Source organism: Vreelandella hamiltonii (assembly GCF_014651795.1).
GTDB classification, from domain to species: Bacteria; Pseudomonadota; Gammaproteobacteria; order Pseudomonadales; family Halomonadaceae; genus Vreelandella; species Vreelandella hamiltonii.
Genome location: NZ_BMXO01000014.1, coordinates 81,963 through 107,819, shown reverse-complemented (window position 1 = coordinate 107,819; position 25,857 = coordinate 81,963). Strand labels below are relative to the sequence as shown.

General features: G+C 59.8%; 19 protein-coding genes and 1 pseudogene. 3 read left to right on the top strand and 17 right to left on the bottom strand.

Annotated elements, in window-relative coordinates:
* Positions 1–18 precede the first annotated feature (18 nt).
* On the bottom strand, positions 19–1,653 hold the full coding sequence (locus IE061_RS14010; RefSeq protein ID WP_189463755.1) for an NAD+ synthase: 1,635 nt from the start codon (positions 1,651–1,653) through the stop codon (positions 19–21).
* Positions 1,654–1,788: 135 nt separating this feature from the next.
* On the opposite strand from IE061_RS14010, the gene IE061_RS14005 reads away from it, so the two are divergent.
* Complete coding sequence (locus tag IE061_RS14005) at positions 1,789–2,058, top strand: PP0621 family protein (protein WP_081138865.1); 270 nt, start codon at positions 1,789–1,791, stop codon at positions 2,056–2,058.
* A 4-nt stretch (positions 2,059–2,062) separates the two neighbouring features.
* On the opposite strand, the gene thiO is transcribed toward IE061_RS14005, so the two are convergent.
* Positions 2,063–3,160, bottom strand: coding sequence for a glycine oxidase ThiO (gene thiO / locus IE061_RS14000; protein ID WP_039182409.1), 1,098 nt, complete (start codon positions 3,158–3,160; stop codon positions 2,063–2,065).
* Between the two features lie 80 nt (positions 3,161–3,240).
* On the opposite strand from thiO, the gene IE061_RS13995 reads away from it, so the two are divergent.
* On the top strand, positions 3,241–3,774 hold the full coding sequence (locus IE061_RS13995) for a GspH/FimT family pseudopilin (RefSeq protein WP_193461870.1): 534 nt from the start codon (positions 3,241–3,243) through the stop codon (positions 3,772–3,774).
* 11 nt (positions 3,775–3,785) lie between these two features.
* Here the strand turns inward: IE061_RS13995 and trxB are convergent, their stop codons facing one another.
* A complete protein-coding gene (gene trxB, locus IE061_RS13990; protein ID WP_193461869.1) occupies positions 3,786–4,736 on the bottom strand; it encodes a thioredoxin-disulfide reductase in 951 nt (316 codons plus the stop codon).
* A 250-nt stretch (positions 4,737–4,986) separates the two neighbouring features.
* On the opposite strand from trxB, the gene acnA reads away from it, so the two are divergent.
* Complete coding sequence (gene acnA, locus IE061_RS13985) at positions 4,987–7,734, top strand: aconitate hydratase AcnA (protein ID WP_193461868.1); 2,748 nt, start codon at positions 4,987–4,989, stop codon at positions 7,732–7,734.
* 64 nt (positions 7,735–7,798) lie between these two features.
* On the opposite strand, the gene IE061_RS13980 is transcribed toward acnA, so the two are convergent.
* The 14 genes and pseudogenes from IE061_RS13980 to tssA form a co-directional block, all read right to left on the bottom strand.
* Positions 7,799–9,478, bottom strand: coding sequence for an NAD-dependent malic enzyme (locus IE061_RS13980; protein WP_308429553.1), 1,680 nt, complete (start codon positions 9,476–9,478; stop codon positions 7,799–7,801).
* 176 nt (positions 9,479–9,654) lie between these two features.
* On the bottom strand, positions 9,655–10,866 hold the full coding sequence (locus IE061_RS13975) for a YeeE/YedE family protein (protein WP_193461866.1): 1,212 nt from the start codon (positions 10,864–10,866) through the stop codon (positions 9,655–9,657).
* 117 nt (positions 10,867–10,983) lie between these two features.
* A complete protein-coding gene (locus IE061_RS13970) occupies positions 10,984–11,223 on the bottom strand; it encodes a hypothetical protein (protein WP_193461865.1) in 240 nt (79 codons plus the stop codon).
* A 312-nt stretch (positions 11,224–11,535) separates the two neighbouring features.
* A complete protein-coding gene (locus tag IE061_RS13965; RefSeq protein ID WP_230478475.1) occupies positions 11,536–12,021 on the bottom strand; it encodes a hypothetical protein in 486 nt (161 codons plus the stop codon).
* Positions 12,022–12,056: 35 nt separating this feature from the next.
* Entirely contained in the window at positions 12,057–12,269 is a 213-nt protein-coding gene (locus IE061_RS18120) for a hypothetical protein (RefSeq protein ID WP_230478474.1), read from the bottom strand.
* Between the two features lie 10 nt (positions 12,270–12,279).
* Positions 12,280–12,555: a hypothetical protein gene (locus IE061_RS13960; protein WP_193461864.1), complete on the bottom strand. Its 276-nt coding sequence runs from the start codon at positions 12,553–12,555 to the stop codon at positions 12,280–12,282.
* A 267-nt stretch (positions 12,556–12,822) separates the two neighbouring features.
* Entirely contained in the window at positions 12,823–13,560 is a 738-nt protein-coding gene (locus IE061_RS13955; RefSeq protein ID WP_193461863.1) for a hypothetical protein, read from the bottom strand.
* 10 nt (positions 13,561–13,570) lie between these two features.
* Positions 13,571–16,939 carry a T6SS effector BTH_I2691 family protein gene (locus IE061_RS13950; RefSeq protein WP_193461862.1) on the bottom strand — a complete coding sequence of 1,123 codons (3,369 nt, stop codon included), beginning with the start codon at positions 16,937–16,939 and terminating at the stop codon, positions 13,571–13,573.
* Entirely contained in the window at positions 16,932–17,858 is a 927-nt protein-coding gene (locus tag IE061_RS13945) for a DUF4123 domain-containing protein (RefSeq protein ID WP_193461861.1), read from the bottom strand. The genes IE061_RS13950 and IE061_RS13945 overlap by 8 nt, the downstream gene beginning before the upstream one ends.
* Positions 17,859–19,786: pseudogene (locus IE061_RS13940) on the bottom strand (type VI secretion system Vgr family protein). It lies immediately after the preceding gene.
* Position 19,787: 1 nt separating this feature from the next.
* Positions 19,788–20,075 carry a type VI secretion system PAAR protein gene (locus IE061_RS13935; RefSeq protein WP_039182381.1) on the bottom strand — a complete coding sequence of 96 codons (288 nt, stop codon included), beginning with the start codon at positions 20,073–20,075 and terminating at the stop codon, positions 19,788–19,790.
* A 45-nt stretch (positions 20,076–20,120) separates the two neighbouring features.
* The gene (locus tag IE061_RS13930) at positions 20,121–20,708 is read right to left on the bottom strand and encodes a GNAT family N-acetyltransferase (RefSeq protein WP_193461860.1); all 588 of its coding nucleotides are present in this window, start codon (positions 20,706–20,708) and stop codon (positions 20,121–20,123) included.
* Positions 20,692–24,342 (bottom strand): type VI secretion system membrane subunit TssM, encoded by a 3,651-nt coding sequence (gene tssM / locus IE061_RS13925; protein ID WP_193461859.1) that lies wholly within the window; start codon positions 24,340–24,342, stop codon positions 20,692–20,694. The genes IE061_RS13930 and tssM overlap by 17 nt, the downstream gene beginning before the upstream one ends.
* A gap of 38 nt (positions 24,343–24,380) precedes the next feature.
* Positions 24,381–25,850, bottom strand: coding sequence for a type VI secretion system protein TssA (gene tssA, locus IE061_RS13920; protein WP_193461858.1), 1,470 nt, complete (start codon positions 25,848–25,850; stop codon positions 24,381–24,383).
* Positions 25,851–25,857: the final 7 nt, after the last annotated feature.

Here is a 25,857-nt window from a genome sequence, read left to right as displayed (position 1 = left end):
CGCGGCTGGCAGCAGGCGCTACTCGCCCGGCTGCCAGCCATTGACGATGGGGTAACGACGGTCACGCCCGAAACCACGCGGCGTGACCCGTACACCTACCGGAGCCTGGCGACGCTTGTACTCGCAGCGGTCCACCAGCTTCACCACCTTGTAGACATCGTCCTCGTCGTAACCCGCCGCAATGATGGCTTCGGCGCTCATGTCCCCTTCGATGTAGCGCACCAGAATCGCGTCCAGCACATCGTAATCCGGCAGGGAATCGCTATCCTGCTGGTCGGGCGCCAGCTCTGCGCTGGGCGGACGCTCGATGACCCGCTCCGGAATGGCCGGCGACTGGGTGTTACGCCAACGTGCCAGGCGGTAGACCCAGGTCTTGTAGACATCCTTGATGGCGTTGTAGCCGCCCACCATGTCGCCATAGAGCGTGGCATAGCCCACGGCCATTTCGCTCTTGTTGCCGGTGGTCAGCACCATCAGGCCCTTCTTGTTGGAAATGGCCATCAGCAGCACGCCTCGGCAGCGCGACTGCAGGTTCTCCTCGGTGGTGTCACGCTCGGTGCCCGCAAAGCTATCCGCCAGGGTCGCCATGAAGGCCTCTACCATGGGCTCGATGGGCATCACGTCATAATGCACCCCCAGCAGTTTGGCCTGCTCGGCGGCATCCTGCTTGGAGATATCGGCGGTGTAGTGGTAAGGCATCATGACCGCCTGAACGCGCTGCGGCCCTAGCGCATCCACCGCAATCGCCAGCGACAAGGCGGAGTCGATGCCGCCGGAAAGCCCCAGCACCACGCCTTTGAAGCCGCTTTTATTGACGTAGTCACGCAGCCCGGTGACCAGCGCGCAATAAAGGCTCTCTTCCGGCATGACTTCCGGCTCGATCTCTCCGGCCTGGGGCTCCCAACGCTCGGCGCTGGTTTGCAGCAGTTGAACGGGCATCAGCCCGGCTTGCCAGTAAGGGGCCAGCACCTTGAGCTGGCCCTGCTCATCCACACAGCAAGAACCGCCGTCGAACACCAGCTCATCCTGGCCGCCAATGGTGTTGACGTAGAGAATGGGGCGCTGAACGTCCTGAGCCCGCTGCTCCAGCAGGCGCAGCCGCTCGGTGGGCTTGTCCTGGTGGTAGGGCGAGGCATTCAGGCTGATCAATACTTCCGCCCCGGCCGCCTGCGCCGCCTTGACCGGCGAGCCTTCCCACAAGTCTTCACAGATCAACAGCCCCAGCTTGGCACCCTTGTGCTCGTAAACCAGTGGCTGGGTGCCGGGGGTGAAGTAGCGCTGCTCATCGAACACCTGGTAGTTGGGCAGCGCCTGCTTGGCGTACTCTGCTTCCCACTGGCCGTTGTACAGCACGCCCGCCATGTTGTAGCACTTGCCTTCACGCACGCCGGGATAACCAATGATGACCAGCACGTCTCGGGCCACCTTCTCGGCCATCTTGGCGCGGGCTTCACGCAGGCGCGCCTCCATGGAAGGCCTCAGCAGCAGATCTTCCGGCGGGTAGCCGGAAAGAAACAGCTCGGGAAAGACCACAATGTCCGCCCCATGCTCGATCCTCGCCTCACGCACGGCCTCGATGGCGCGCGCGGCATTGCCGGGAATATCTCCCACTAGCGGGTCGAGTTGGGCCATTACCAGCGTTAAGTCTTGCATGGGCGTCAAAATCTCTTGAGAATCTTCAGAATACGATGGCACTTGGGGCATTGTCCCGCAAGGTGCGCCTGCTGGCAAAGGCCATACGGCTACAGGCGTGCTGCCCGCTTTTTCCCGGTATGGGAGTTATCGAGGATGAACCTGTTGATCATTCGGCTGATTATTTTTGCGGTGCTGTTTTATGCAGGCCTGAAACTCTACGGCATGTATCGCCAGCACCGCCTTTCCCAGCAGCAGCCCCCCGCTCCTCGCCATGAAGGCGGGCAGATGGTGCGCTGCCGCTGGTGCGACGTTCACGTGCCGGAAAGCGAGGCACTGCGTGACCATGAGCAGTGGTTTTGCTGCAGCGCCCACCGCGACCGTTTCCTGCAGGAACAGCGTGATCGCGACGACGGTAACGCTTGATGCGCTACCCCCGACGTAGCGCCACCGGCAAGTAAGGCGCTGGGTCGATCAGCGGCTCACGATCCAATAGCTGGTCGACCAGCAGATGCGTCGAGGCGGGAGCCAGTACCAGCCCATTGCGGTAGTGCCCTGCATTGACGAACACGTTGGGAAATTCCGGCAGCGCCCCGATGAACGGAATGCCGTCCGGGGAGCCCGGACGCAGCCCCGCCCAGTGATACGCCACGGGGTACCTGGCCAGCGCAGGAATGATGTTTTCAGCACTCTGGCGCAGCGACGCCAAGGCGTCCTGGTCGGTGGTTTTATCGAACCCGGCCTCTTCCAGCGTCGAGCCCACCAGCAGCAGACCATCGTTGCGCGGAATCACATAGCGACCATCTTTCAGCACCACCCGCTGCACCAGCCCTGGCGGGGTCTGATAAGCGATCATCTGCCCTTTCACGGGCCGAACGGGCAACTGGACACCCAGGCCTTCCAGTAGATGGGCTGCCCAGGCTCCACCACATACCACTACTCGCTCGGCATGCAGCTCGCCCGACGCCGTGGCCACCCCCAAGACCTTGCCCTGACGCTGGAGGAAGCCGGTGACCTGGCACTGCTCGACCAGCGTGACGCTCGGCATCGCCGCCAGCCGGGCCCGCAGCGCCTGGCCAAGGCGGGGGTTACGAATGCTGCCCAGCGTCGGCATCCACAGAGCGCTTCCGCCAGAGGCCAGCGCGGCGGGCTCTTTCTGCTGCACGACCTCTGCCTCGACCCGTTCGAGCGGCTTGCCCATTTGCCGAGCCCACGCCAGCGCCTGCTCGTCATCTTCCACGTTCAGATAGAGCAGGCCTTTCTGGCGATACTCGGGGTCGATGCCCGTTTCTTCCAGCAGCCGCAGCGCCAGCGTGGGGTACACCCCTTCCGACCAGCGCGAGAGCCGCGACACCGGCTCACCGTAACGCCAGGGGTAGAGCGGCGAGACGATACCCCCACCCGCCCAGGAAGCCTCCTGGCCACACTGCCCGCGCTCCACCAACGTGACCTGCTGCCCTGCATCAGCCAGCTGGAGCGCGGTCATCATGCCGATGACACCGCCACCAATAATTAAGATATGGCTCACAAGCTTTGTCCGTTTTGGCTTACATAAAAAGAGCACAAGGCCCTTTAGGATAAGTCCCATGACCGTACACAGAGGGTCTCATGATGACATGCGATACCGCTGCACACCCACGGCCTGGCTCGGTTCAGCGAGGCTTTACGCTCCTCGAACTGATGGTGGCCCTGGTGCTGATGGCCGCCATGACTGCCTGGCTGGCCCCAAGTTTTCAAGCCTTGGGGCACCACAGCATGCTCAACAGTGAAACGACGCGGCTGCAGGCTGCGTTTGCCTTGGCGCGCAATACGGCCATTACCCAGCGCACGGCGGTCACCGTCTGCCCTGCCAACCCACAACACACTGCCTGCACTGCGAGCTGGCACGACACCTTGATGGTGGTGAAAGGACGCGCCACGGATACCATCGAGCCAGCGCAGGTGCTGCGCACCTTTCCCGGCCAGTTGGCCACCTACACCACCTATAGCCGTGGCTGGCATCGAGTGACGTACACGCCACTCGGCCATGCCAGCGGCTATAACGGCAGCTTCGACGTGTGCGCGACGGGCGAAACGGGCAAGCGGCTGGTGCTGAGCCAGTTAGGCAGACTGCGTATCGATACGTCGCCTATCGCCTGCTAGTCGGGTCAGCCTCAGGCAATACCGTCCAGGTAACGCTCTGAATCCAGCGCTGCCATGCAGCCACTGCCCGCCGAGGTGATGGCCTGGCGATAGATATGGTCCATGACGTCGCCACAGGCAAACACGCCTGGCACGCTGGTGGCCGTGGCGTTACCCTCGCTGCCGGACTGTACCTTGATGTAGCCACCGTTCATTTCCAGCTGGCCTTCGAAGATGCCCGTATTGGGGCTGTGGCCGATGGCGATGAACAGCCCAGGCGCGTGGATCTCCTTGGTGCTGCCGTCCTGCGTCGACTTCACCCGCACGCCGGTGACGCCGGTGTTGTCGCCCAGCACTTCTTCCACCTCGTAAAACCATTCCAAGGCGATCTTGCCTGCCTCTGCCTTCTCGAACAGCTTGTCTTGCAGGATCTTTTCGGCACGAAGCGTGTCGCGGCGATGGACCAGCGTGACCTTGGAGGCAATGTTCGACAGGTAGAGCGCTTCTTCGACCGCCGTGTTGCCACCGCCGACCACGATCACTTCCTGATTGCGGTAGAAGAAACCGTCGCAGGTAGCACAGGCCGAGACCCCCTGGCCCATGAACTGCTGCTCTGACGGCAACCCCAGATAGCGAGCGCTGGCGCCGGTAGCCACGATCAGGGCGTCGCAGGTATAGACGCCGCTATCGCCCTTCAGGGTGAAGGGCTTCTCGCCCAGGCTCACCTCGTGGATATGATCGAACAGCACTTCGGTGTTGAAACGTTCGGCATGCTGCTTCATGCGTTCCATCAACTCAGGCCCTTGTACGCCCTCGGCATCGCCAGGCCAGTTGTCCACGTCGGTCGTCGTGGTCAATTGGCCACCCGCCTGCATGCCGGTAATCAGCAGTGGCTTCAGATTTGCCCGAGCGGCATAAACCGCTGCCGTGTACCCCGCCGGGCCAGAGCCTAGAATGATCAAACGTTCATGACGCGTTTCCATGACACCACCTTTGTGACAATTGAGCAGAGTTCGTCGTCGACATTCGTTGCAGGGCCGACATTCGCAGAAGAGTCTGCCTGAAATGGCGTCGAGTACAAGCAATTACAAGGGTTGGTCTACGCTATTAGGCCAGGATAGCTTGAAAGGCGAGCCAGCCACACCCATGTGCACTATATGGGCCATACTATTGATTAGCGCTATCCAGACAGTGGCCGTTGCGATACCCATAAGCGATCGAGAGGAGAATGGAATGAGCAAGATACCCAGCACGCTTCATACCCTGACGGCAGGAAGCCAGGAGTATCACTACTACAGCTTGCCCAAAGCAGCCGAAACGCTGGGCAACATCGAACGGCTGCCCAAGACACTCAAGATTCTGCTCGAAAACCAGCTGCGCTTCGCTGACGACGAGAGCGTCGAACAGGCCGACATGCAAGCCCTGGTCGACTGGCAAAAAGAGGGGCGGTCCAGCCGCGAAATCGGTTACCGCCCTGCCCGCGTTCTGATGCAGGACTTCACCGGCGTACCGGGGGTCGTGGATCTCGCCTCCATGCGCGCAGCGGTCGAGTCCCTGGGCGAAGACCCCGCCCGCATCAACCCGCTCACTCCGGTCGATCTGGTCATCGACCACTCGGTCATGGTCGACAAGTTTGGCACCCCCACGGCCTTTCAGGAGAACGTGGATATCGAAATGCAGCGTAACGGCGAGCGTTACGAGTTCCTGCGCTGGGGCCAGAAAGCATTCGACAACTTCAGTGTCGTGCCGCCCGGCACCGGCATTTGCCACCAGGTTAACCTGGAGTACCTGGGCCGCACCGTCTGGACCAAACAAGAAGACGGCAAAACCTTCGCCTACCCGGACACGCTGGTAGGCACCGACTCCCACACCACCATGATCAACGGCCTGGGCGTACTGGGCTGGGGGGTAGGCGGCATCGAGGCCGAGGCGGCCATGCTGGGCCAGCCGGTATCGATGCTGATTCCCGAGGTTATCGGCTTCAAGCTGACCGGCAAGCTGCAGGAAGGCATTACGGCCACCGACCTGGTTCTCACGGTCACCGAGATGCTGCGCAAGAAGGGCGTGGTCGGCAAGTTCGTCGAGTTCTACGGAGATGGCCTGAAAGACCTGCCGCTGGCCGACCGCGCCACCATTGCCAACATGGCCCCCGAGTATGGCGCCACCTGCGGCTTCTTCCCGGTGGACGATGAAACCCTCAATTACCTGCGCCTGACCGGCCGTGAAGACGAGCTGGTCGCGCTGGTCGAAGCGTACAGTAAGGCCCAAGGGCTCTGGCGTGAGCCCGGTGACGAGCCCATCTTCACCGATACCCTCAGCCTCGACATGAGCAGCGTGGAAGCCAGCCTGGCAGGCCCCAAACGCCCGCAGGATCGCGTCTCTCTCAAGAACATGCCCAAGGCGTTCGCCAGCGTCATGGAGGAAGATGGCAAGCCCTACCCTGCTACGGAAATGGGCAAGCTTTCCTCGGAAGGCGGCCAGACCGCCGTCGGCATCGACCGGAGCTTCGAGCGCTCGTTTCAGCATAACGATAGCCAAGCGGTCAAGATGGGTGAGCAGGATTTCAACCTGGACCCCGGTGCCGTGGTCATCGCGGCCATCACTTCTTGCACCAATACCTCCAACCCCAGTGTCATGATGGCAGCGGGCCTGTTGGCACGTAACGCGCGTCAGAAGGGGCTGACCACCAAACCCTGGGTCAAGACGTCCCTGGCGCCTGGTTCCAAGGTGGTCACCGACTACCTGGCCGCTGCCGAACTGAACGATGACCTGGATGCGCTGGGCTTCAACCTCGTGGGCTACGGCTGCACCACCTGTATCGGCAACTCCGGCCCACTGCCCGACGCCATCGAAAAAGCCATTCAGCAGGGGGACCTTGCCGTCGCCTCCGTGCTATCGGGTAACCGCAACTTCGAAGGCCGCGTGCATCCGCTGGTCAAAACCAACTGGCTGGCTTCACCGCCGCTGGTGGTGGCCTATGCACTGGCAGGCAACGTTCAATGCAACCTGTCCACCGACCCGCTTGGGGAAGACAGCGATGGCAACCCGGTGTACCTGAAAGACATCTGGCCCTCGCAGGCGGATATCGCCAATGCCGTACAGAAGGTCAACACCGAGATGTTCCGCAAGGAGTACAGTGCCGTTTTCGAAGGCGACGAAACATGGCAGTCGATCAAGGTGCCGGAAAGCAACGTCTACGAGTGGCCCTCCTCCACCTACATTCAGCACCCACCCTTCTTCAAAGGCATGCAGCGCGAGCCCGATGCCATCGAAGATATCCAGAGTGCTCGGGTACTGGCGATACTGGGCGACTCCGTCACCACCGACCATATTTCCCCCGCAGGCTCCATCAAGCCCGACAGCCCTGCTGGCCGCTACCTGCAGGAGCACGGCGTCAAACCCGTGGACTTCAACTCCTACGGCTCACGCCGAGGCAACCATGAAGTCATGATGCGCGGCACTTTTGCCAACGTGCGGATCAAGAACGAAATGCTGGACGGCGTGGTCGGGGGTGAAACGCGCCATGTGCCCAGTGGTGAGCAGATGTCGATCTATGACGCCGCCATGAAGTACAAGGAAGAAGGCACGCCGCTGGTGGTGGTGGCAGGCAAGGAGTACGGCACCGGTTCTTCCAGGGACTGGGCAGCCAAGGGAACCCGACTGCTGGGCGTACGGGCGGTGATTGCCGAATCCTACGAGCGGATCCACCGTTCCAACCTGATTGGCATGGGCGTCGTACCGCTGCAGTTCCCCGAAGGCGAGAGCCGCACGAGCCTTGGGCTCACCGGTGACGAAGAGATTTCGATTGCAGGATTAAACGACTTGAGCCCAGGCGGCACGGTCAAAGTGGTCATCAAACAGGGCGACCAGGAGCGTACCATTGATGCCAAATGCAGAATTGATACCGCCAATGAGCTGGCTTACTACCGCCACGGTGGTATCCTTCACTACGTGCTGCGCAAAATGATCGGCGCAGCCTAACGGTAAAAACTTCCAATGCTTGCATCGCCCCCACCTTGGTGGGGGCTTTTTTTTGCAACGCGCCTTAGAAAGCGCGGCGGCGGTAGAAGCGATACTCCGGCGACCAGCAGGACTTTTCGATGCGCTCACGCAGTTCCGAGCCGCTGGTTTTCAGCGCCACGCCGTTTTGCTGCGCCTGAGCAGCCACTTCGAAAGCAATCGACTTACTGATTTCACGAATGCGCGACAGCGGTGGCAGCAGCGCACCCTGCCCTTCCTTGACCAGCGGCGCTTCACGGGCCAGGGCACGCGAGGCGCTCATCAGCATCTCGTCGGTCACGCGGTGGGCGTCGGCGGCAATCACCCCCAGGCCAATGCCGGGGAAAATATAGGCGTTGTTGCACTGGGCAATGGGGTAGGTCCGCCCGTTGTAGACCACCGGCGCAAAGGGGCTACCCGTGGCTACCAACGCCTGGCCGTCGGTCCAGCGAATCACGTCCTCAGGCACGGCTTCTGCCTGGGAGGTGGGGTTGGAGAGCGGCATGATGACCGGGTGTTCACAGCCTGCATGCATGGTACGCACGACCTGTTCGGTAAAGATGCCCCGCTGACCACAGACCCCAATCAGGATGGTGGGTTTGATCTGGGCAATGGTCTCTTCCAGCCCCTGACCGTTCCAGTTGGCTACCAGCGCAGGATCATGGGCCAGACGGCGCTGGAAATCCCGCTGCCACGTTTGATCCGTGGTCATCAAACCATCCCGGTCGACGATGAAGATGCGTGCTCGCGCTTCCGCTTCGGTCAGGCCTTCCGCCTCCATGGCGACCACGACCTGCTCGGCGATACCGCAACCGGCAGAGCCACCGCCCACGAACACCACCCGCTGCTGCGCAATGGTTTCGCCCCGCGCCTGGCAGGCAGCCATCAGCGTACCCACCACCACAGAGGCCGTTCCCTGCACGTCATCGTTGAAGCAGCACAGTTCGTTACGGTAGCGCTCCAACAGCGGCACGGCGTTGGCCTGGGCAAAATCCTCGAACTGCAGCAGCACATTCGGCCAGCGGCGCTTCACGGCAGCAATAAACTCCGCCATAAAGGCATCGTACTCTTCCTGGCTGACCCGCTCGTGACGCCATCCCATGTACATCGGGTCATCCAGCAGCGCCTGGTTATTGGTGCCCACGTCGATCATGATCGGCAGCGTGTAGGCAGGACTGATGCCGCCACAGGCGGTGTACAGCGCCAGCTTACCGATAGGAATGCCCATGCCGCCGATACCCTGGTCACCCAGGCCAAGAATACGCTCGCCATCGGTTACCACGATGACTTTCACGTTGTCCTTGGTGGCACTGCGCAGGATGTCATCCATATGCTCGCGGTCCGGGTAGCTGATGAACAAGCCCCGGTGGTTACGATAGATATTGGAAAACTCCTGGCACGCCTGACCCACGGTAGGGGTGTAGATGATCGGCAGCATCTCTTCCAGATGCTCGGACACCAGACGGAAATAGAGCGTCTCGTTATCGTCCTGAATGGCGCGCAGATGAATATGGCGCTCCAGGTCACTATGGCACTGCTGGTACTGGCGATAGACACGTTCGAGCTGGTCGTCGATGGTTTCGACTTTTTGCGGGAGCAGGCCGATCAGGTTGAACGCCAATCGCTCCTCTTGAGTAAACGCGCTGCCTTTGTTCAATAGCGGCATTTCAAGCAGCGAAGGACCGGCGTAAGGAATGTACAGGGGGCGTTTACTCTTCGTAGACATAGGCACTCACTTTTTATGTCAATTGCTGTTGCAATGCAGCAACGCTGGGCGTTGGCGACGTTTGTGCGTAATGTAACATGGTCGTGCGACAAAGGTAGAAACAGGGCCGAGAATGGCCATAAAAAACACCCCGGCCATGGCCGAGGTGTTCATCGAAGAAACCAAAACGCTAGCGATCAGCAGCTCTTGGCCGTGGGGCGACGCCCCTCTTCGCCAGCAAAGAAAAACGGCCGCAGTTTCACGCCGATCATGTTGCCCGCAAACGCCGCCGCCATCCAGACCCAGCCATGCAGGCTACCCGACGCAATGCCGCTGAAGTAAGCACCGATATTGCAACCAAACGCCAAGCGCGCACCATACCCCAGCAGCAGGCCACCGATCACAGCGGCCAGCACCGAGCGCAGCGGAATCCGGAAATTCGGTGCGAAACGCCCGGCCAGATGGGCGGCAGCCAGTGCCCCCAGCATGATGCCCACGTTCATGACCGTCGTGATATCGCTCCACACGCTGGCTTCCAGCGCGGCCGCGTTACCCGGTGCTTGCCAATAACCCCACTGGCTCACATCGCCGCCCACCAGCTCATACGCCTTGGCGCCCCACAGCGCAAAGGCCGAGGTAATGCCCCAGGGGCGACCCGCCAATGCCAAAGTGGCAAAGTTAAGCAGCGCCAGGGCAACGGCCCCCGCCACCAGCGGCCAAGGGCCCGTGAGCCAGCGCTCCACACCGGGCTTATCGACCGTGGGCACCTGTTCCAGCTGGCCATGACGGCGCTTCTCCATGATCACCGTAAAGGCGGCGATGGCAGCAAACAGCACCAGGCTGATGCCGATACCGCCCCCAACGCCAGCCACGTTGACCAACGACACCGGCTGGAAGGCGGGCAAACTTTGCCACCAGGTGAAATGCGCAGACCCGATGACCGAGCCCACGATAAAGAACACCAGGGTAATCAGCATACGGGCATTACCACCGCCAGCGGTAAACAGCGTGCCCGAGGCACAGCCGCCGCCCAACTGCATGCCGATACCGAAGATGAACGCACCGAACAACACCGAAATGCCGATCGGCGAGACGAAGCCACTCACCGGCGTACCAAACAGCGACCCCGCCCCCAGCGCCGGAAAAAACAGCACTACGGCAATCGCCAGCATGATCATTTGCGCCCGCAAGCCACGCCCACGACGCTCGGTAATGAACACACGCCAGGCCGCCGTAAAGCCAAACGCTGCGTGATAGAGCACCATACCCAGCAGGCCGCCCACGATCATCAGCAGCCCGATATTGGCGCCAAAAATGACGCCAATCACGAGCGCCCCCAGCACAATCGCTGCCATGGCCAGAAGGGGCACGCGGTACGAGACCGGAGCCACCATTGAGGTAGTCGCCATAATTCACCTGTTTAGCAACGCCAAAAGCGCCTGCAACAGCAAGGCGCTTGGCTAAGTTGGACAATAGTTATAAGCCTAACGGCGAGGCGTAAACGCTGGAAATTCTTTATTGAAAGGTTAATATACCCAAAAAGAATATTCAGCAAAAACGGGGGCTATTCGCTTGATGGCAATGACCAGCATTCCGTTCGGCTTGTAAAAGGTAAAGCCCAAGCTGCTTTCTGATGATGCGAGCAGCGTCTCTGCATAATTCACGGTCAGTACAAACGGCCCGCGCTCAGCCTGCTCACTGGCGGGAAGTGAGGCTTGCCATACTCGTACATCGTCAGTGCCATAGCCAGCGTCAGCGGGTAGCACGGCCCCCCGTTCACCTTGTTGGGTAGGGCTTTGTTCATAACTGCTGGCAGGTGCCCAAAACCCGCCTCGGGCATTTTAGGATAGCTTGACGGTTTCACCCGCCAGCACAGCGGGAAAGGCGACTTGTACCCAGCAGCCCTGATACGCTCGTGATATTTTCTCCCTCCGCAATGCTCTCATGAGATTAACCGAGGACTGATGCAGGATTGACAGCAGGGTCATCACGCGTTTGAACGGGGCCTTTTTACTATCTTTTTATATCAGCCCCTTCGCTTCAAAATGTAACACCACCGGCTCGCGAAAAGCCGAGTTTTATGGTATGTCAATTTTTCCTTCTTCATATTTAGCATCAGGTAGGTGCTCCTTGAAGAACTGAATGCGGTCATCCAGTTCTTCGGGAAGGCAGTAGAGAAGGTGTGTTCTCGGTCGATAGCTAGAATTACGCTTGAAAGGCTTCCACTGATACGTCAACGCAATCATGCTTCGTTTTCGCCAGACCTTGATATGCTCCGTTTTTGTCCAGTCAATCTCTTCATGTCGACTTCCTCGGGCTATTTCCTGGTAGCCTTTTGATGATCCCATCATCCAGGCCGCAAAGCCCATTGCCAGCGGCCCTAGGCTAGTAATGAGTAGCGAGGGGTCCATGAGAATCAGCACCAGAACAATCGGCATTAAAATAATAGCGGACCATTTTAAAAATGGTTTTACTGAATCCATTTGTGGTTTCCAGGAGCACACTTCAGCATTTTTCTTTGTAAACCTGTAAACAAGGATAGAGGTCTGGTGCGTCATGCTCATGGCAATCAGACCAGCTAACAAAAAAAGCCCCCCTCCTACCAAAAAAGTAAAAAGTAACGACTCTCCAAATAGAGAAGAAAAAAATAGGCACCGAAAAAATAAACGACCATTAGAACTAGGAACAAAATATTAGCTGCACGTGTATCATAGTTGCGCGCCCTGATTTGCCAGCTCATGATGGCAGGTTCATCGGTATGCTTCCACGGCATCTCTGGAATATAGTCCTGCTGGGGTTGTACAAACCACATATTAACATCCTTACTCTTCTGAACTCATGGGTACCGTGATGTCAAAGCGGGCGGGCAGGCTGATGCCTTGGCCTTCTTCGCTATTGGGCTCGATCTCTTTTTTGCCTCGGGCGGCATTCGGCTTGTAAAAGGTAAAGCCCAAGCTGCTTTCTGATGATGCAAGCAGCGTCTCTGCATAATTCACTGTCAGTACAAACGGCTCGCGCTCAGCCTGTTCACTGGCGGGAATCCAGGCTTGCCATACTCGTACATCGCCGGTGTCATAGCCAGCGTCAGCGGGTAGCACGGCCCCCCGTTCACTTTGTCGAGTGGGGCTTTGTTCATAACTGCTGGCAGGTGCCCAGAACCCGCCTCGAGCATTTTCGGATAGCTTGACGGTTTCACCCGCCAGCACAGCGGGAAAGGTGATTTGCGCGCAACTCTCCTTTCGTGCGTGTCATAATAGCTGTTCCGTTTACCTCTTCCTACCTTCCCCTTGCGCTTATATCTACCGAACTTGGCATATACTAAACGGTTACAGACACGCCAATTTGTTTCAATGCCCCAAACTGCATTACAAAGCAAAGTTACTAAAAACCTTGAGCTCTCGCTCCTGATAAGAAACATTGGGTAACGAACTTCGAAAATACTCAACATTTTTATCGAAATCTTCTGGATGGCAGTAAACAGTACTATACGTAGAGTATTCCCCACCTTCATCATTACGATAAGTAAAGCGCAAACCAATTAAATTACGCTTACGCCATGCCACAATTTCTTCAGCCTTCGTCCAGTCATATTCATGGTGCTGAGTACCATGCAGCGCTTGATACCCTTTTGATGTCCCCATCATCCAAGCCGCGAAGCCCATCGCCAGCGGCCCCAGGCTGGTAATGAGCAGCGATGGATCCATAATAATAAGCACTAGAACAATTGGCATCGAGATAATAGCCGACCATTTCAAAAATGGTTTTACAGACTCCATCTGGGGTTTCCAGCAACATTCCTCTGCATGCTGATCTGTAAACCGGTAAACAAGGATAGAGGTCTGATGAGTCATGCTCATAGCAATCAAAACAAGTAAAAAATACATCCCAAGCCCTAGCAAAAGGGAAAAAAATAAAGTTTCTGCTAAAAGGGATGTGAAATAGGCCAACCCTATATAAAAAATCATCAGCACCGACAATAATATATTTGCCACAAATGTGTTATAATTGCGCGCACGAATTTGCCAACTCATGACGGCAGGCTCATCCGCATGCTTCCATGGTATCTGAGAGACATAATCCTGTTTGGGTTGTACAAACCACATATCAATATCCTTACTCTTCTAAATTCATGGGTACCGTGATGTCAAAGCGGGCGGGCAGGCTGATGCCTTGGCCTTCTTCGCTATTGGGCTCGATCTCTTTTTTGCCTCGGGTGGCATTCGGCTTGTAAAAGGTAAAGCCCAAGCTGCTTTCTGATGATGCAAGCAGCGTCTCTGCATAATTCACTGTCATTACAAACGGCTCGCGCTCAGCCTGCTCACTGGCGGGAATCCAGGCTTGCCATACGCGTACATCGCCAGTGCCATAGCCAGCGTCGGCGGGTAGCACGGCACCCCGTTCACCTTGTAGGGTGGGGCTTTGTTCATAGCTGCTGGCAGGTGCCCAGAACCCGCCTCGGGCATTTTCGGATAGCTTGACGGTTTCACCCGCCAGCATAGCGGGAAAGGCGATTTGCACCCAGTAGCCCTGATACGTACGGCTCATTTTGCCCGTCCCGAAATAGCTCATGTTGGATGTGTCAAACTCCAGATCAGTGACGCTGGTGAGCTTCACAGTGGGCTGAAGCAGAATTTCCATCAGGGCTCGCCACTCGTTTTTATTACCTTCTTCGCTGTCCTCCCATGCCAGGTCGCCTTGGCCCCAAGTGCTGCTATATAACCACCCACGTACCCCTTCGCGGTTATAGCGTGCGGCAAAGTGAGATGAGATTAGATGAATGACACCAGCGACAAACAGGGCGATTGCAACTTTAGGCCCTAATATCCAAGAAAAGGCAAACCAGCGACCCAACACAGCTCCACCGAATTGAGCGACCGCTATACCTGTCATAGCAACCCCAGAAAAAGTTTTTATGGTCAGCGCCAACTGCTCTTGACCACTTGTCGCTTTACCTAAATCACGGTAGCTTTGATACGCCTCCAAACCAGCAGAAATTGCACCTATGGCTGATAGCCCTGCCATACGCGTCGCTAACTTAGTAGCGAGTTTTGCTGTTTGGTGTTTCCCTTGGCTTGACCATTCTGTAACTCCTGCGCCCGCTACAGCCGTCATCTTTCCAGATAGTTGAAATGTCTGCTTCGCATACTTGTTCCAAAACGGCATGACCCACAAACTCATGACAGCCGCCGTCGCGGCCCCCGTGGTCGCGGCCAGTTGGCGCATGCCTTCATCATCTACGCCTTCTTTTTGGGCGGTGCGAGCGGCATCAATGAAGTTGTAGAGGTTCAACCCTGCGATCAATAGCGCCAGACCACCGCCTAACTGCTCTACGCGGTTTGCCATGTGGCGGCGTGCGGCACTGGCACCACTGGTCAATTTCACACGGTGTTGTTCACGCAGTTCGTAATAGCCCGCACTGGAGAGGTTGCTGGCTCGGGCCTGGTTGCCTGCTGCGCTTTGATCGATACCTCCACCGGCTCCCTCGTTAGCCGTAATACGCTTGGGTTCGTTGAAAGCGTGTTCGTAGCGCTGTTGCTCTAATGCCTCCAGTCGTTGACTACTGGCGGTGCGCTGTTGGGCACTTTGGCCTTCGCGGCGGCTGCGTAACTCTTCCGTGCGAATTTCGCCAGTGAGTCGCCATGCCTGCTCCCGCCATTCGCGATGCCTGGCTTCGTAATCGAGATCGATCGTAATGTCAGTAGCGGCTACGTCCGGGTGGACCATGACTACCATCATGGAGTGCACCAAGGCTCTGGCGGCTTTCTCCATGGACACTTGCCCCTTGGCGCTCAATGAGGGCAGAAACTGGTAACTAACCGATTCCCAAAGCTTTTTGGAGGCGCTGCTGACCTCGCTGCGAAGGGTATCGAACGCCTCCTGAACATGCGGGGCAAGCGCTTGATAGGCCGGGTGGCGTTGTACTTCTTCCAGCGAGAGCACGCCCAGCGCGGCATTGGCTTGGCTGACCACCCCTGTCGCCGTGACACCACTATCGGCGGGCTGACCATCCTCGGTGCCTTGCGCAATGAAGTGACGCGCAATGGTGTCGAGAGCTTCGGCAAGGGCCGGGTCGAAGTTGCTCATCGCCACGCTGATCAATGAATCACGGTTGTGAAACGTATCATCCAGCCATGCACGGCCACCCTGCGTGGCACCTAGCACTTCGACGGCCATACATCCCCATTCGTGCATCGCTCGGTTTTGCTCGGCATCGACGGTATCGAAACAAAGCGATTGGGCTGAGAGGGGAAGCCGTTCGAGCCACACCGTAAAATCGGCCAGGCTGTTGTCGATATGGGCTTGCAAGCGTTCGAGCTGTGGCGCTTTTTCGGCCAGAAACGCAATGGCCTCCTCCGACCTGGCATCCAAACGTGGCAGTTCTTTTCCATGCCACTCTTCATAGAGCGGGCTATGGCGGCCCGGTGGCGTCGGCATGCCCAGATCGATCAACTCTTCACGCAGTTGCATGATGCGCTGCTCTCTACGAAGCAGGGTATGATCTGACCCATTGGTGACATTTTTCATGGCATCGAGCAATTCACCGGTCTTGAGCATGATGTCTCGATAACGCTCAGGATCCTGGCGAACGTCGTCACTAATCAGGTCGTCAATATCGATCAGACACAGCGCTTTGACGACTTGAGCGATTTCAAGTTGATGGCCGTGCTCTTCCAGAAAAGCTTCCAGCTCCATTTCACGGCCCACCAAGGCCATCGTCAGGTCATTGACGATACCCAAATCGTCATCCAGGGCGACGAACAAGGCTTCGTCATGGTTGTCCACGGCGGCCAGCACGCTGTCTTGGGTGATCTCGGGTTTTACGGCCAAGAGCGGATAGACAACACTCTCCTCATCACCGTCACCATCACTGGCATCCGCCGTCTCGGCTCTCTCAATGGTCGAGACGGTGGTGCTGGTAAAACCCTCCACCGCACCATTGGGCGTGATATCCGCCACGTGCTCTGCCAACTGGGTCAAGGGGCCCACGTGGGCCGAGAGAGAGGTGCCATCGGCGGTGTCGCTGATCGCCGACATCAGGTTCACGGAGCGCATGGTTCGTTGGCGCGCCTCGGCGTTTTCCAGCATGTGCTCGCGAATACGCTCGGTCCACTGCACCGGGGAGTAGGCCAGAGCGATGGCGTTGCACGTCGAATAGGTCAGGTGCGGCTCACCATTGAACGTGGCCCCTTCCACGACATACTCGTCGATCCGCTGCTCGCCATCTTCCTCGACCCATACGTACAGCCACCCGTCGCGCAGCTGCCTCAGTGTGTAACCACGGGTGTCGATAGCCGGGTAACCCGGGCCTTGCCACTGTTCAGACAAGGAGTGAGGGTGGGGTGCACCCGCCTGTTCAGGCGCTTCATCGATGGCATAGCGCACGGGAAACAGGGTGACATCCAGCAGTAAAGGACACACACCGCCGCCAATCGGCGTTTCATCGAAGGCGGCATTGCGTGCCTGAGCATCCGTGTTATCCATGAGTGTCCTCGTCGTTTAAGAGTGATGCCGGGGCACGGCCATGTGGCGTGGCTTCCGGACTTCGGCTCCAGGCATCCAATGCATACAGTTGCTCTTGCCTTGAGCGCGGCTTCGGCTCGGGCAGTTGCGCCCACCAGCGGGCATAGAGCCCATACGGCTCGGTCATGAAGTGCTCACCCCATTCCAGGCTCAAGCTCAGCCAAATCGCCAACTGCCGTTCTGTATGAGCCCCCCACGCAATGGCATCGTCCAGGCGATCATCGAGCCATTGCCCGCGCTCCGCCGACGGCAACTGACGCCACGATGCCACCGCGTGCTGGTTGAAATGATCCGCCAGACGCTCTTTGAGCTGCCATCGATCGACGGCATCCAGCGCGGCGAGCTGCGCGCTTCCCATGGGAGGAAAAGTGCGCTGCCACCCATTTTCCGAGGAGGCCTGGCCAGCACAGAACGTCTGCCAGCTCACGGTACGAGGATCGGCCCAGAGAGGCGCCCAATCCGCCACCCACCAGGTGTCGAGGGGGCCCATCAGCTCAGCTGGCAAGGTATCGCCATAACTGCTCAGCCAGTGACGGGTGACCAGGGGGTCTGCAAAGCGAAGCAACTGCTCGTGCCCTTCCACACTGAACGTCACGAACTGTGCCAGGTGGTGGCTCAACTCCCTCATGCTGGCGTGACTACTCAAAAAAGATAGCGCTCGATATAGCTCGGCATCGTCGTTGTCGCACACGTCACCTAACAAGCCATCCCCCTGGAGATGCACCAGAATAGGCCCCTGCTCGGCCAGCGATGACCAGCGGGTCATCAGGTAGAGTGGTTCGATATCCTGAAGGTCATCACGGCGATATAAGCGCTGAAGCGCATTGGGGAAGCGTACGCCGTCTACCAATGCATGCGTCACTCTCTGGGGGCGTTCCATCTAGCTATTTCCCTGGCTCAAATCTTCACAAATCTCGCAGCGGGCCGGTGCCTTGAGCAGCGTTTTAAGCTGAGCCGAGCGGTTAATAGGCGCGATCGATTGATGGCTCTCTGCCACTGCCTCCACCGGCAACTGCGGCCCCTGTGCCGCCTGCCCACTGCCCGAGCCGGGGCTGCCGCCGGAGTTGATCTTGACCTGGGGGCCGACCATAGTGACGCCGCTGGGGTCGATCTTGAGGAAACTGCCCCCGGCTTGCAGGGTGATTTCCGCACCGGCTTCGATGATGACTTTCATGCCGGCCTTGTGATGAATCTCCTGCCCTGCTTCTAACAACTGCGCCTGGCCGATTTTTTCATGGCGGGTGCCGTCGATGATCAGGTGGTCGTCGCCGTCTACCTGGGTGTGGCGGTTGTGATGCACCGTGTGGTGGTCGTCGTTGTCGATCTCGCTGATGCGGTCGTTGTGCACCTTGAGGTGGCTGTCGTGGCGGATCTCTTCGGTGCGGTCGTTAAGGGTGAGCAGCTCCAGGTCTTTCTGGGCGTGGAGCCATATCTGCTCTTCGCCCGCTTCGTCTTCGAAGCGCAGTTCGTTGAAGCCCTCGGCCTTGTGGCTCTGGGTGCGCAGTACCGTGCGGGTCTTGTGCTCCGGCAGCGGGTACGGGGCGGTGTTCACCGCGTGGTAGGTGCGCCCGGTGACCAGCGGTTGGTCCGGGTCGCCTTCCAGAAACGAGACGATCACTTCGTGGCCAATGCGGGGAATGGCGATGCTGCCGTAGCCGCCGCCTGCCCAGCCCTGGGCGACGCGGACCCAGCAGCTGGCGGTGTCGTCTGGCTCCGCGTAGCGGTCCCAGGGGAACTGCACTTTGACCCGGCCGTGTTCGTCGCAGTGGATCTCTTCGCCTTCCGGGCCCACCACGAAGGCCACCTGGGGGCCGTCTACCCGCGGTTTGGGGTTGGCGGTGGCGCGCCAGGGGGCGTCGCCGGGGATGAGGGTGACCTGGTTGTAGTAGCGGGTCATGCCGTTGGCATCGCCCTGAGACTCTCCACCGAGAAGCACGCCATCCTCTTCCAGGGCCTGAGGTTGCTCACCGTAGTGCACCACGTCGATGGCTTGCCAGTCGCGGTTCAAGGTGTCCGTGTCGTGGTCGGTGAGGGTGAAGCGAACCCCGGGGGCGAGTTCGGGCAGGTCGCTGTCGGCGTGGGCGGTGAGCGCTTCGCGGCGCAGCTGTTCCAGGCGGATGCGGCTGAAGGGCTTGCCGGAGGCGTCCTGCTTGTAGCGGCCGGGGTAGTCGTAGTGTTCGTAGTCGTCCCGCTGGCCGTGAGCTTCCACGTCGCGGCCCTGGTGCTCGTGGAGCTGGGCATAGGCGGGGGTCTTGAAGCTGTAGTCCTTGAGGGTGGCCGAGGCGGTGGCTACCCGAGCGGTATGGCGCAGCTTGCGCACATGGCGCTGGGGGGANGGCGCTCGATGAAGGCCAGATCGGTCTCGCGGTACTGCACGCAGTATTCGCGGTTTTCCGGCTCGCGGGTCACGGCAAAGCGCACATCGGTAATACCCCGCTCGTCGCACAGGGTATTAATGATGGTGAGCGGGTCGACCTGCTGGAAGATACGCGAGTTCTGGCGCAGGGAGAGGCGCCACAGGGCGGGGCGCAGCACCAGGGTATAGAAGGTGCGGCGGTGGCCCCGGTCACCCCGGCCAAACTCACTGACGATGCCGTGAAGAGTGCGTAGCGGCTGGCCATCTTGCCAAATGGTGAGGCTCGCTTCGCGATCCAGCAGGTCGGCGGCATCGAGGCTGCCGTCGCGGCTGGCCAGGTTGAGGGCCAGTTCGAAGGGCTGGGAGAGAGCTTCACGGTGGGTGAAGTCGATCACGGCCACGTCGTCAACGCCGGGGAGTGTTAGCGTGAAATGCAGTCCGGTGCTAGTCATGTCAGCTTCCTTCTCCTGAACCAGAGCCAATCACTACGCCACCACAGTCCACCGCATGGCCCGACAGCGCAGCGGGTTTGCCATCGATGAAGATGGAGCCGGAGCCTTCCGCAATGGCGCGGGGATGAGGCGGATGCTTGGGTTTGTCATGGGGCTCCAGCGGGTCGCCTACACGGGCCACGGGCTTGCCATCCATGATCACCGTACCGCTACCCGCCGTTACCGGTGTGGGCGGAAAGCCGTCATGGTCGGTGCCGACATCGCCTACAAGAACAAATTTTTGACCCATCGTTGGTACTCCTTTCCAAAACGGCTCCACCGCGCCGTTGATCGGTTACTCATCCCACTTGGCGGGGGCTTCGTAAGTCGCCACCTCGAAGGCATCGACGTATTGCCGCGTGAATCCGGCGGCTTCGAGGCTGTCGATGGCCGAGTGGCAGGAGAGCGGCAGCCGCGTTTGCAGCGGGACGCCGCTCAGGCTGCGTCGAATGGCCATCAGCAGGCGCGTACCATGGCCGCTGCCCTTCCACTCCTGGCTGATGTAAAAAAACCGCAGTTGCCAGGCAGCTTCGTCGTCTGGACGGCAGGCCAGCACCATGCCCAGTGGTGGCACTTCCCCATGGCGTAAAGAGAGCAAGCGCCCTTGCCAGTGGGCGACTTCGCCATCTTGCTGCTGGAGCCAGACACCTTTGTGCACGGTGAATTCCAGCGCCCGCCGCAGGGTTTGCAGTACGCTTTCATCGCGCAGCACCCAGGGTGAGTTGCCTTTTGCATCGGCCTGGTAGACCGCTTCGATGAAGCTGTCGATATCGGCATGGCGTGCATCTGCCAAGGGCCGTGATGCGGTCTTGCCCTTGCGCTGCTTACGCTTGGTGGTTTGAGGTTGGCTGCTGCGAAACAGCTGCTTAAGTTTGGTCAGCATCGTCTCTTCGCTCGGCATAGAGTGCCGAAGGCAGCTGGAAGCCGGCCGCCAACGGGCGAGTGAACGGGTTGGGTGCACTATCGGCAAACAGGCGGTAGCGCATGGTGCCGCCGTCTACGTTGAAGCGCAGTTCCAGTTCGCGTTCGCTGACGCTGGTGATATCGGCCTGCTCCAGCAGACGGAACCACGCCCAGGCACCATCCTGGCTGATGCTGCGCGGCGAACGATTGACCTCGCTAGGCACCATGGTGATGCGGCTTTCGGTACTGCCACGCAGCGCATTGGGCCAAATCATCGACACGCGCTGGCTGGCGCTGTGGGCGTACTCGATCAGCTGACCATCGACACTGATCACGCTGCGCCGCTTGTCCGGGCTGAGGCTGACGGGCTCCAGGGCAAACTCGACGTCCAGCGCGCCGTCTCGGCTGAAGTAGGCGCGACGAATCTGCTCGGCCTGTTGCACGGCGGTATACAGGCTGTCGCGCAGCAGGGAGTTGCCTTCGGCATCCACCAGATACTCGGGCGCGCCTTCGATGAAGGGCTTCAGGCTGTCCTGATAGAACGCATCCAGGGTGCCGCCGGGCGCAAAGAAGTCCTCGAAATCACTCAGAGATACCTCACGGCTTGCACCGGGCGAAAGCGGATAACGTCCCGCCAGGCGTTCCTGGTAAGGCGCCACGACTTCATCCAGCCACTGGTTTTCGAGATGCCGCGTGGCGCTGACCATCATCAACTGCCAGCTCTGGTCAGCCAGATCATGCAGCATGCGGCCTACGGGCTCGGGCGTGTTGTCGGCAATGCGCTGCAGGTTGTGGATGGGGTCGTTGCCACGCAGCGAGAGACGGTCGCGTACCGTGACGAACGCGGCACGACCGGAATCGCTGGATTCTTCGATATCCATCAGGTAGTCACGCAGGGCCGTGACGGCGGTCTTGATCTCGTCCAGCGACGACGGGTTATCGTTGCGCTCCTGACTTAGCTGGTTGATTGGCGTAAAGGGCTGCTCGATGGCCAGGGCCAACTGATAGCGCTGCGACTGGCGCAGGGCCTCGCGGGCCTGATCGTCGTCGCTGGGCAGCTCGGGATAGAGGCTGGTATTGCGCTCCACGGCAGCCAGCAGGCGATCCAGCGGGCGCTGTGAACCCACCAGCGCATCCGACACGACGATGGCCTGACGAATATCCGGCAGCGGCACCAGTTGGGTGTTGCGCAGGGCATCGCGCCAACTGGCGTGGTAATCCGCGACATAGTGCTCGCGCAGCGAAGCTTGCAGCTGCTGACGGTCGGCATCGCTGAAGTTGATGTTGTCGCGCTGCCCCAATACCCACGCATCGATGAGCGCCAGGTCGGTGGCCCGCTCCAGCTCTTGCAGGAAATAGTTTTCGAAGCCATTGCGCGTGACCAGATGGGGCAAGCGCACGTGTTCTGGGTCGTCGTTACGCGCCATGAACACCGTATCGAACAGGGTGCCTACGCTGCGGCGCAGATCCAGCGGCTCGCCTTGACGGCTGCCAGCAGCCTTGAGCGCCGAGTAGACGCGCTCGTCGATGGGCTGACGGGCAAGCTCTTCCTGGGCTGCCGCGATGCTGCCTTGCAGTGGCGCCATGGCGTATTCGGCCCGCTGGCTGCCAGTGGCGATACGGCCTTCCAGATCGCTATGGGCCAGCGCGTACTCCAGGTGCGTCATCAAGCGGCCTTGAATGTCCCCCTGTTGGGGGAACATGCCCTGCCAGCGCTGCGCCATGAAGCGCTCTACCCGTTCGGGCTGGCGACCACTGGCATCGGACATCATGCGCAGTATGCGCAGCAGTGCCAGCTTGGCGTTGCTGCCGGATTCGGCGCGGTTCATGTCGTCCATGATGCCGATCATCAGGGCAGGCAGGAACTGATGCTCCAGCATGGCCAAATAGGCCCGCTCTACCTGGGCGCCAATGATATGGCCTTGATACAGGCCCATGTCGGCCAGGTACGGGGTATGCGTCTGGTAGCCTTCGAAGGTCGCCAGGGCATGGCGCAGGCGATCAAGCGGCTCCAATAGCTCATAGCCGCTGGGGTCGTCACTCTGGAACGCCTCCGGCTGCGTGGCCAGAAAGGTTTCGGCCCGCTCTTCCACCGCCGCCAGCGAGACGCTGTTCTTCTGATAGAAGTGTGCCCATCCCCCTACCAGGCCAACCCCCATCAAACAGCAGGCCGCCAGGCTCAGCGTGCGCACGCGTTTGCGCTGCTGCGTGACACGCGCATTGTCACTGGCCAACCCGGCTTCGGGGTAGATCACTTTTTCGAACAGCTCTTCGGTGAAGTAGAGCGCGCTGCGCGTGGCTCGGTGCGCAGGCTGAACGCTGTCTTCCATGCCATAGCGGCGGGCAGCGGCATCCACGAAGGGGTCTTCAGGCACCCCCTGCTGGTACACGGAAGTGAAGTACGTACCGCGCACCATGGCCGCCGTTGAGAAACGGTCACTGGAGAGCGCTTCGGTCAGGAAGCCCAGCAGTACATCACGCAGCCCGGCCAGTTGGCGAACGAAGCGGAAGACCGACTCTCGCTCGTCACGGTCGCGGCACTCCGAGAGCATGGTGGGCAACTGCTGATTCAGCCGCGTCAGCATGGCGTCGTACTGGGCGGCAAACTCCTCTTCCCAGGCGCCTTGGGTGTGCATGGAATCCGGGGTAAAGGTAAAGCCTAACGGGGCCTTGCGCGCCGAGCGGGAGTAGTGGCGAAAGAAGTCATCGAAGCCATGCAGCAGGTCCATCTTGCTGAACGTCACATAGACCGGAAGCCGTGTGCCGTGACGCTCCATCAGCTCACGCAGCCGGCCACGCAACAGGGCTGCATACGCCTTGCGTACCGCCACCTGAGCATGGCTCAACCGTGCCAGATCGAGCACCAGCACCACCCCATCCAGCGGGCGCTGGGCACGGTGGCGTTCGAGCCAGTCCACGAAGTGGTCCCACAAGCGGCTTTGCAGCGCTTGAGGCTCGCCCTGCTCCATGGCGCCCTGGGTCAACAGTTCGCCGTCTGGATCGATGAGGACTGCTTTATCGCCAATCCACCAATCGAAGCCCAGCTGGCCCTGCTTGCTGCTTTGGCCTGAGGCTTTCATGACGTGCGTCAGCGCGAAGTTTTGCCCGGAGCGGTTGATGAGGCTGGTCTTGCCGGCATTCTCGACGCCCATCACCAGGTACCAGGGCAAACGGTAGCGGCTATTGGCTCCGCCGCCCAGGCTGCCTTCGATTTCGCTCAGCACCATGTTGAGCGAGGCCTCCTGGCGCTCGACCTGGCCCATGATGGGGTCTTGCAGGCGTGCTTCCTCCAACTGCCGCTGGTCATCCAGTTCGCGCAGTCGGCGTGCCAGCCGCACACCCCAGACGATGGCCGCCACCGTCACGACGGCCAGGGTTGCCAACAACCGGTTGCTCAACGCGGCCAGGGGCATCACACCGCGGACTTCCCAGTTTGGCCCCAGCCACCAGATGGCAATCACCAGCACGACCAGCAGCAGTGTCCACAGCAGGGTGGAAAGCCTGAACAGGCCCTTGGCCTTGTTACCATGGGCATTGGCTCGATTCTGCGCGGTTTGTGCACGAGATAGGCCTGGCACCCAGCGGCTTAGCTTCGACATTAACGTTGACCACATGAGTCTTTATCCCTCGTCCCTTATGATGATGACCGTTGTCACTGTGTTTCTTGAACGGCTGTTTTCAGGCGTGATACCAACGCTGGCTCCCACTGCTCCAACGCCAACTCGCTCACCGTCTGGTGCAACGTCCGGTAGTAGTGCTGCGCCAGGCTCTCCAGCCCCGACTCTTCCATCAGCTCGGCACTGGCAAGCCGCCAGTACGCGCTTTCACGCGGTGAGCGAGCGCGGCTCAACCCCTGATCCAGCACTTTCAGTGCCGCGCCCATATCGCCGCTTTCCATCGCCTCACGTGCTTCTTGCAGCCCGCTTTGCCAGGCATCGTTGGCGCCGCCTGCACTGTCACTGCTGCCGCCACTGCTTTGCAGCCAGCGGGCTGTCTCGCCATCCAGAAAAGCGGCACCGCTGTTGAAGGTGAGGGTGTCGATGCCCGGCAGGCGATCCACGAACCGCTGCGTCTCATCGCGAATGGCCTCGGCACAGCGCAGGTGCCCCAGCTGCTTGGCCAGATTCGCGCTCAACCGATGGCCTTCCAGCCAGTAAGGGCTCAGCGCCAGGCTGTTTTCGATACGCTGCCACAGGGCCGTGTCACCGCCCTTGGCCAGCGCTTCGCGGTATTCGGCAACCCGGTCGGCAGAAACAGGCGCCAGCTCGGTCTTGCCGCTGTCCTTGGCGGCGGGCAGCGCCTGGATCGTGCTCCATACGGCGTAACGCCTCAGGCGATAGGCCAATGGTTCACCTACCGACTGCTCCGCGAGAAACTCGGCCATTTTCAGCAGCGCCTGGCGGTTGGCCCGTTCGTTGCCTGCTTCCAGGCGCAGTTCTGGCGCTTTGGCGCTACCGCCACCACTCTCCGTCCGGGAAGCACTCGACCCCGCCGAGGCGGGAGCGGCTTGGGTCGTCGTGGCCTGTGCCGAGGCCGTAGCCTGGGCTGGGGCAGCCTGCTTCACGGGCTGCTTGGCCTGTAGCTGTCGCGCCAGCTCATCCACCCCTTGGGTGGGCAGTGAATGTTCGGCGACCTGATGCTGCAACTCGCTCAGTGAGGTTTGGCACGCGTCGAATTCATCGTCGGCATTTTGAAAATCGAGCCCTTCCGCCAGCTTGATACTGCGCTGCAGGAACTGCTGGAATAGCCTGGGTCTGAGCTTTGCACCACGCTTGCCGGCGAAGGGATAGGCGTGCTCCCACCAGGGTTGTGCCACGCTGCGGGCCAACAGCCGCAACGACAGCGCAAAGCGTACGGGGTTACTGCCTTGCTGCATGCAGTGCAGCAAGTGGCCCAGCACTTTCAGGTCTTTGCTGCGTTCGCTCAGCATGCGTACCGCCAGTTCCTCAGCGGTTTCCCAGGCGACGTTGGCGTGCTGCAAGGACCCCACTTTCATCATTTCGGCATCCAGGGTCAGATAGTCCTGGCTGTCTTCGACTGGCTGGCCGACCGGAGCGCCATCGTCGTTGAGCGACAAGGGGGCCAGTAGCGGCGCTAACTGAGACTCTGCGGTAATGCGCATCTCAAGA

Coding starts and splice junctions, on each gene's coding strand:
- IE061_RS14005 (WP_081138865.1), top strand. CDS start 1,789: ATGAACCTGTTGATCATTCGGCTGATTATTTTTGCGGTGCTGTTTTAT.
- trxB (WP_193461869.1), bottom strand. CDS start 4,736: ATGGAAACGCGTCATGAACGTTTGATCATTCTAGGCTCTGGCCCGGCG.
- IE061_RS13975 (WP_193461866.1), bottom strand. CDS start 10,866: ATGGCGACTACCTCAATGGTGGCTCCGGTCTCGTACCGCGTGCCCCTT.
- tssA (WP_193461858.1), bottom strand. CDS start 25,850: ATGCGCATTACCGCAGAGTCTCAGTTAGCGCCGCTACTGGCCCCCTTG.
- IE061_RS13945 (WP_193461861.1), bottom strand. CDS start 17,858: ATGGAACGCCCCCAGAGAGTGACGCATGCATTGGTAGACGGCGTACGC.
- IE061_RS13995 (WP_193461870.1), top strand. CDS start 3,241: ATGATGACATGCGATACCGCTGCACACCCACGGCCTGGCTCGGTTCAG.
- IE061_RS18120 (WP_230478474.1), bottom strand. CDS start 12,269: ATGTGGTTTGTACAACCCCAGCAGGACTATATTCCAGAGATGCCGTGG.
- IE061_RS13955 (WP_193461863.1), bottom strand. CDS start 13,560: ATGTGGTTTGTACAACCCAAACAGGATTATGTCTCTCAGATACCATGG.
- IE061_RS14010 (WP_189463755.1), bottom strand. CDS start 1,653: ATGCAAGACTTAACGCTGGTAATGGCCCAACTCGACCCGCTAGTGGGA.
- IE061_RS13930 (WP_193461860.1), bottom strand. CDS start 20,708: ATGCTGACCAAACTTAAGCAGCTGTTTCGCAGCAGCCAACCTCAAACC.
- tssM (WP_193461859.1), bottom strand. CDS start 24,342: ATGTGGTCAACGTTAATGTCGAAGCTAAGCCGCTGGGTGCCAGGCCTA.
- IE061_RS13935 (WP_039182381.1), bottom strand. CDS start 20,075: ATGGGTCAAAAATTTGTTCTTGTAGGCGATGTCGGCACCGACCATGAC.
- IE061_RS13950 (WP_193461862.1), bottom strand. CDS start 16,939: ATGGATAACACGGATGCTCAGGCACGCAATGCCGCCTTCGATGAAACG.
- IE061_RS13965 (WP_230478475.1), bottom strand. CDS start 12,021: ATGAGCATGACGCACCAGACCTCTATCCTTGTTTACAGGTTTACAAAG.
- acnA (WP_193461868.1), top strand. CDS start 4,987: ATGAGCAAGATACCCAGCACGCTTCATACCCTGACGGCAGGAAGCCAG.
- IE061_RS13980 (WP_308429553.1), bottom strand. CDS start 9,478: ATGTCTACGAAGAGTAAACGCCCCCTGTACATTCCTTACGCCGGTCCT.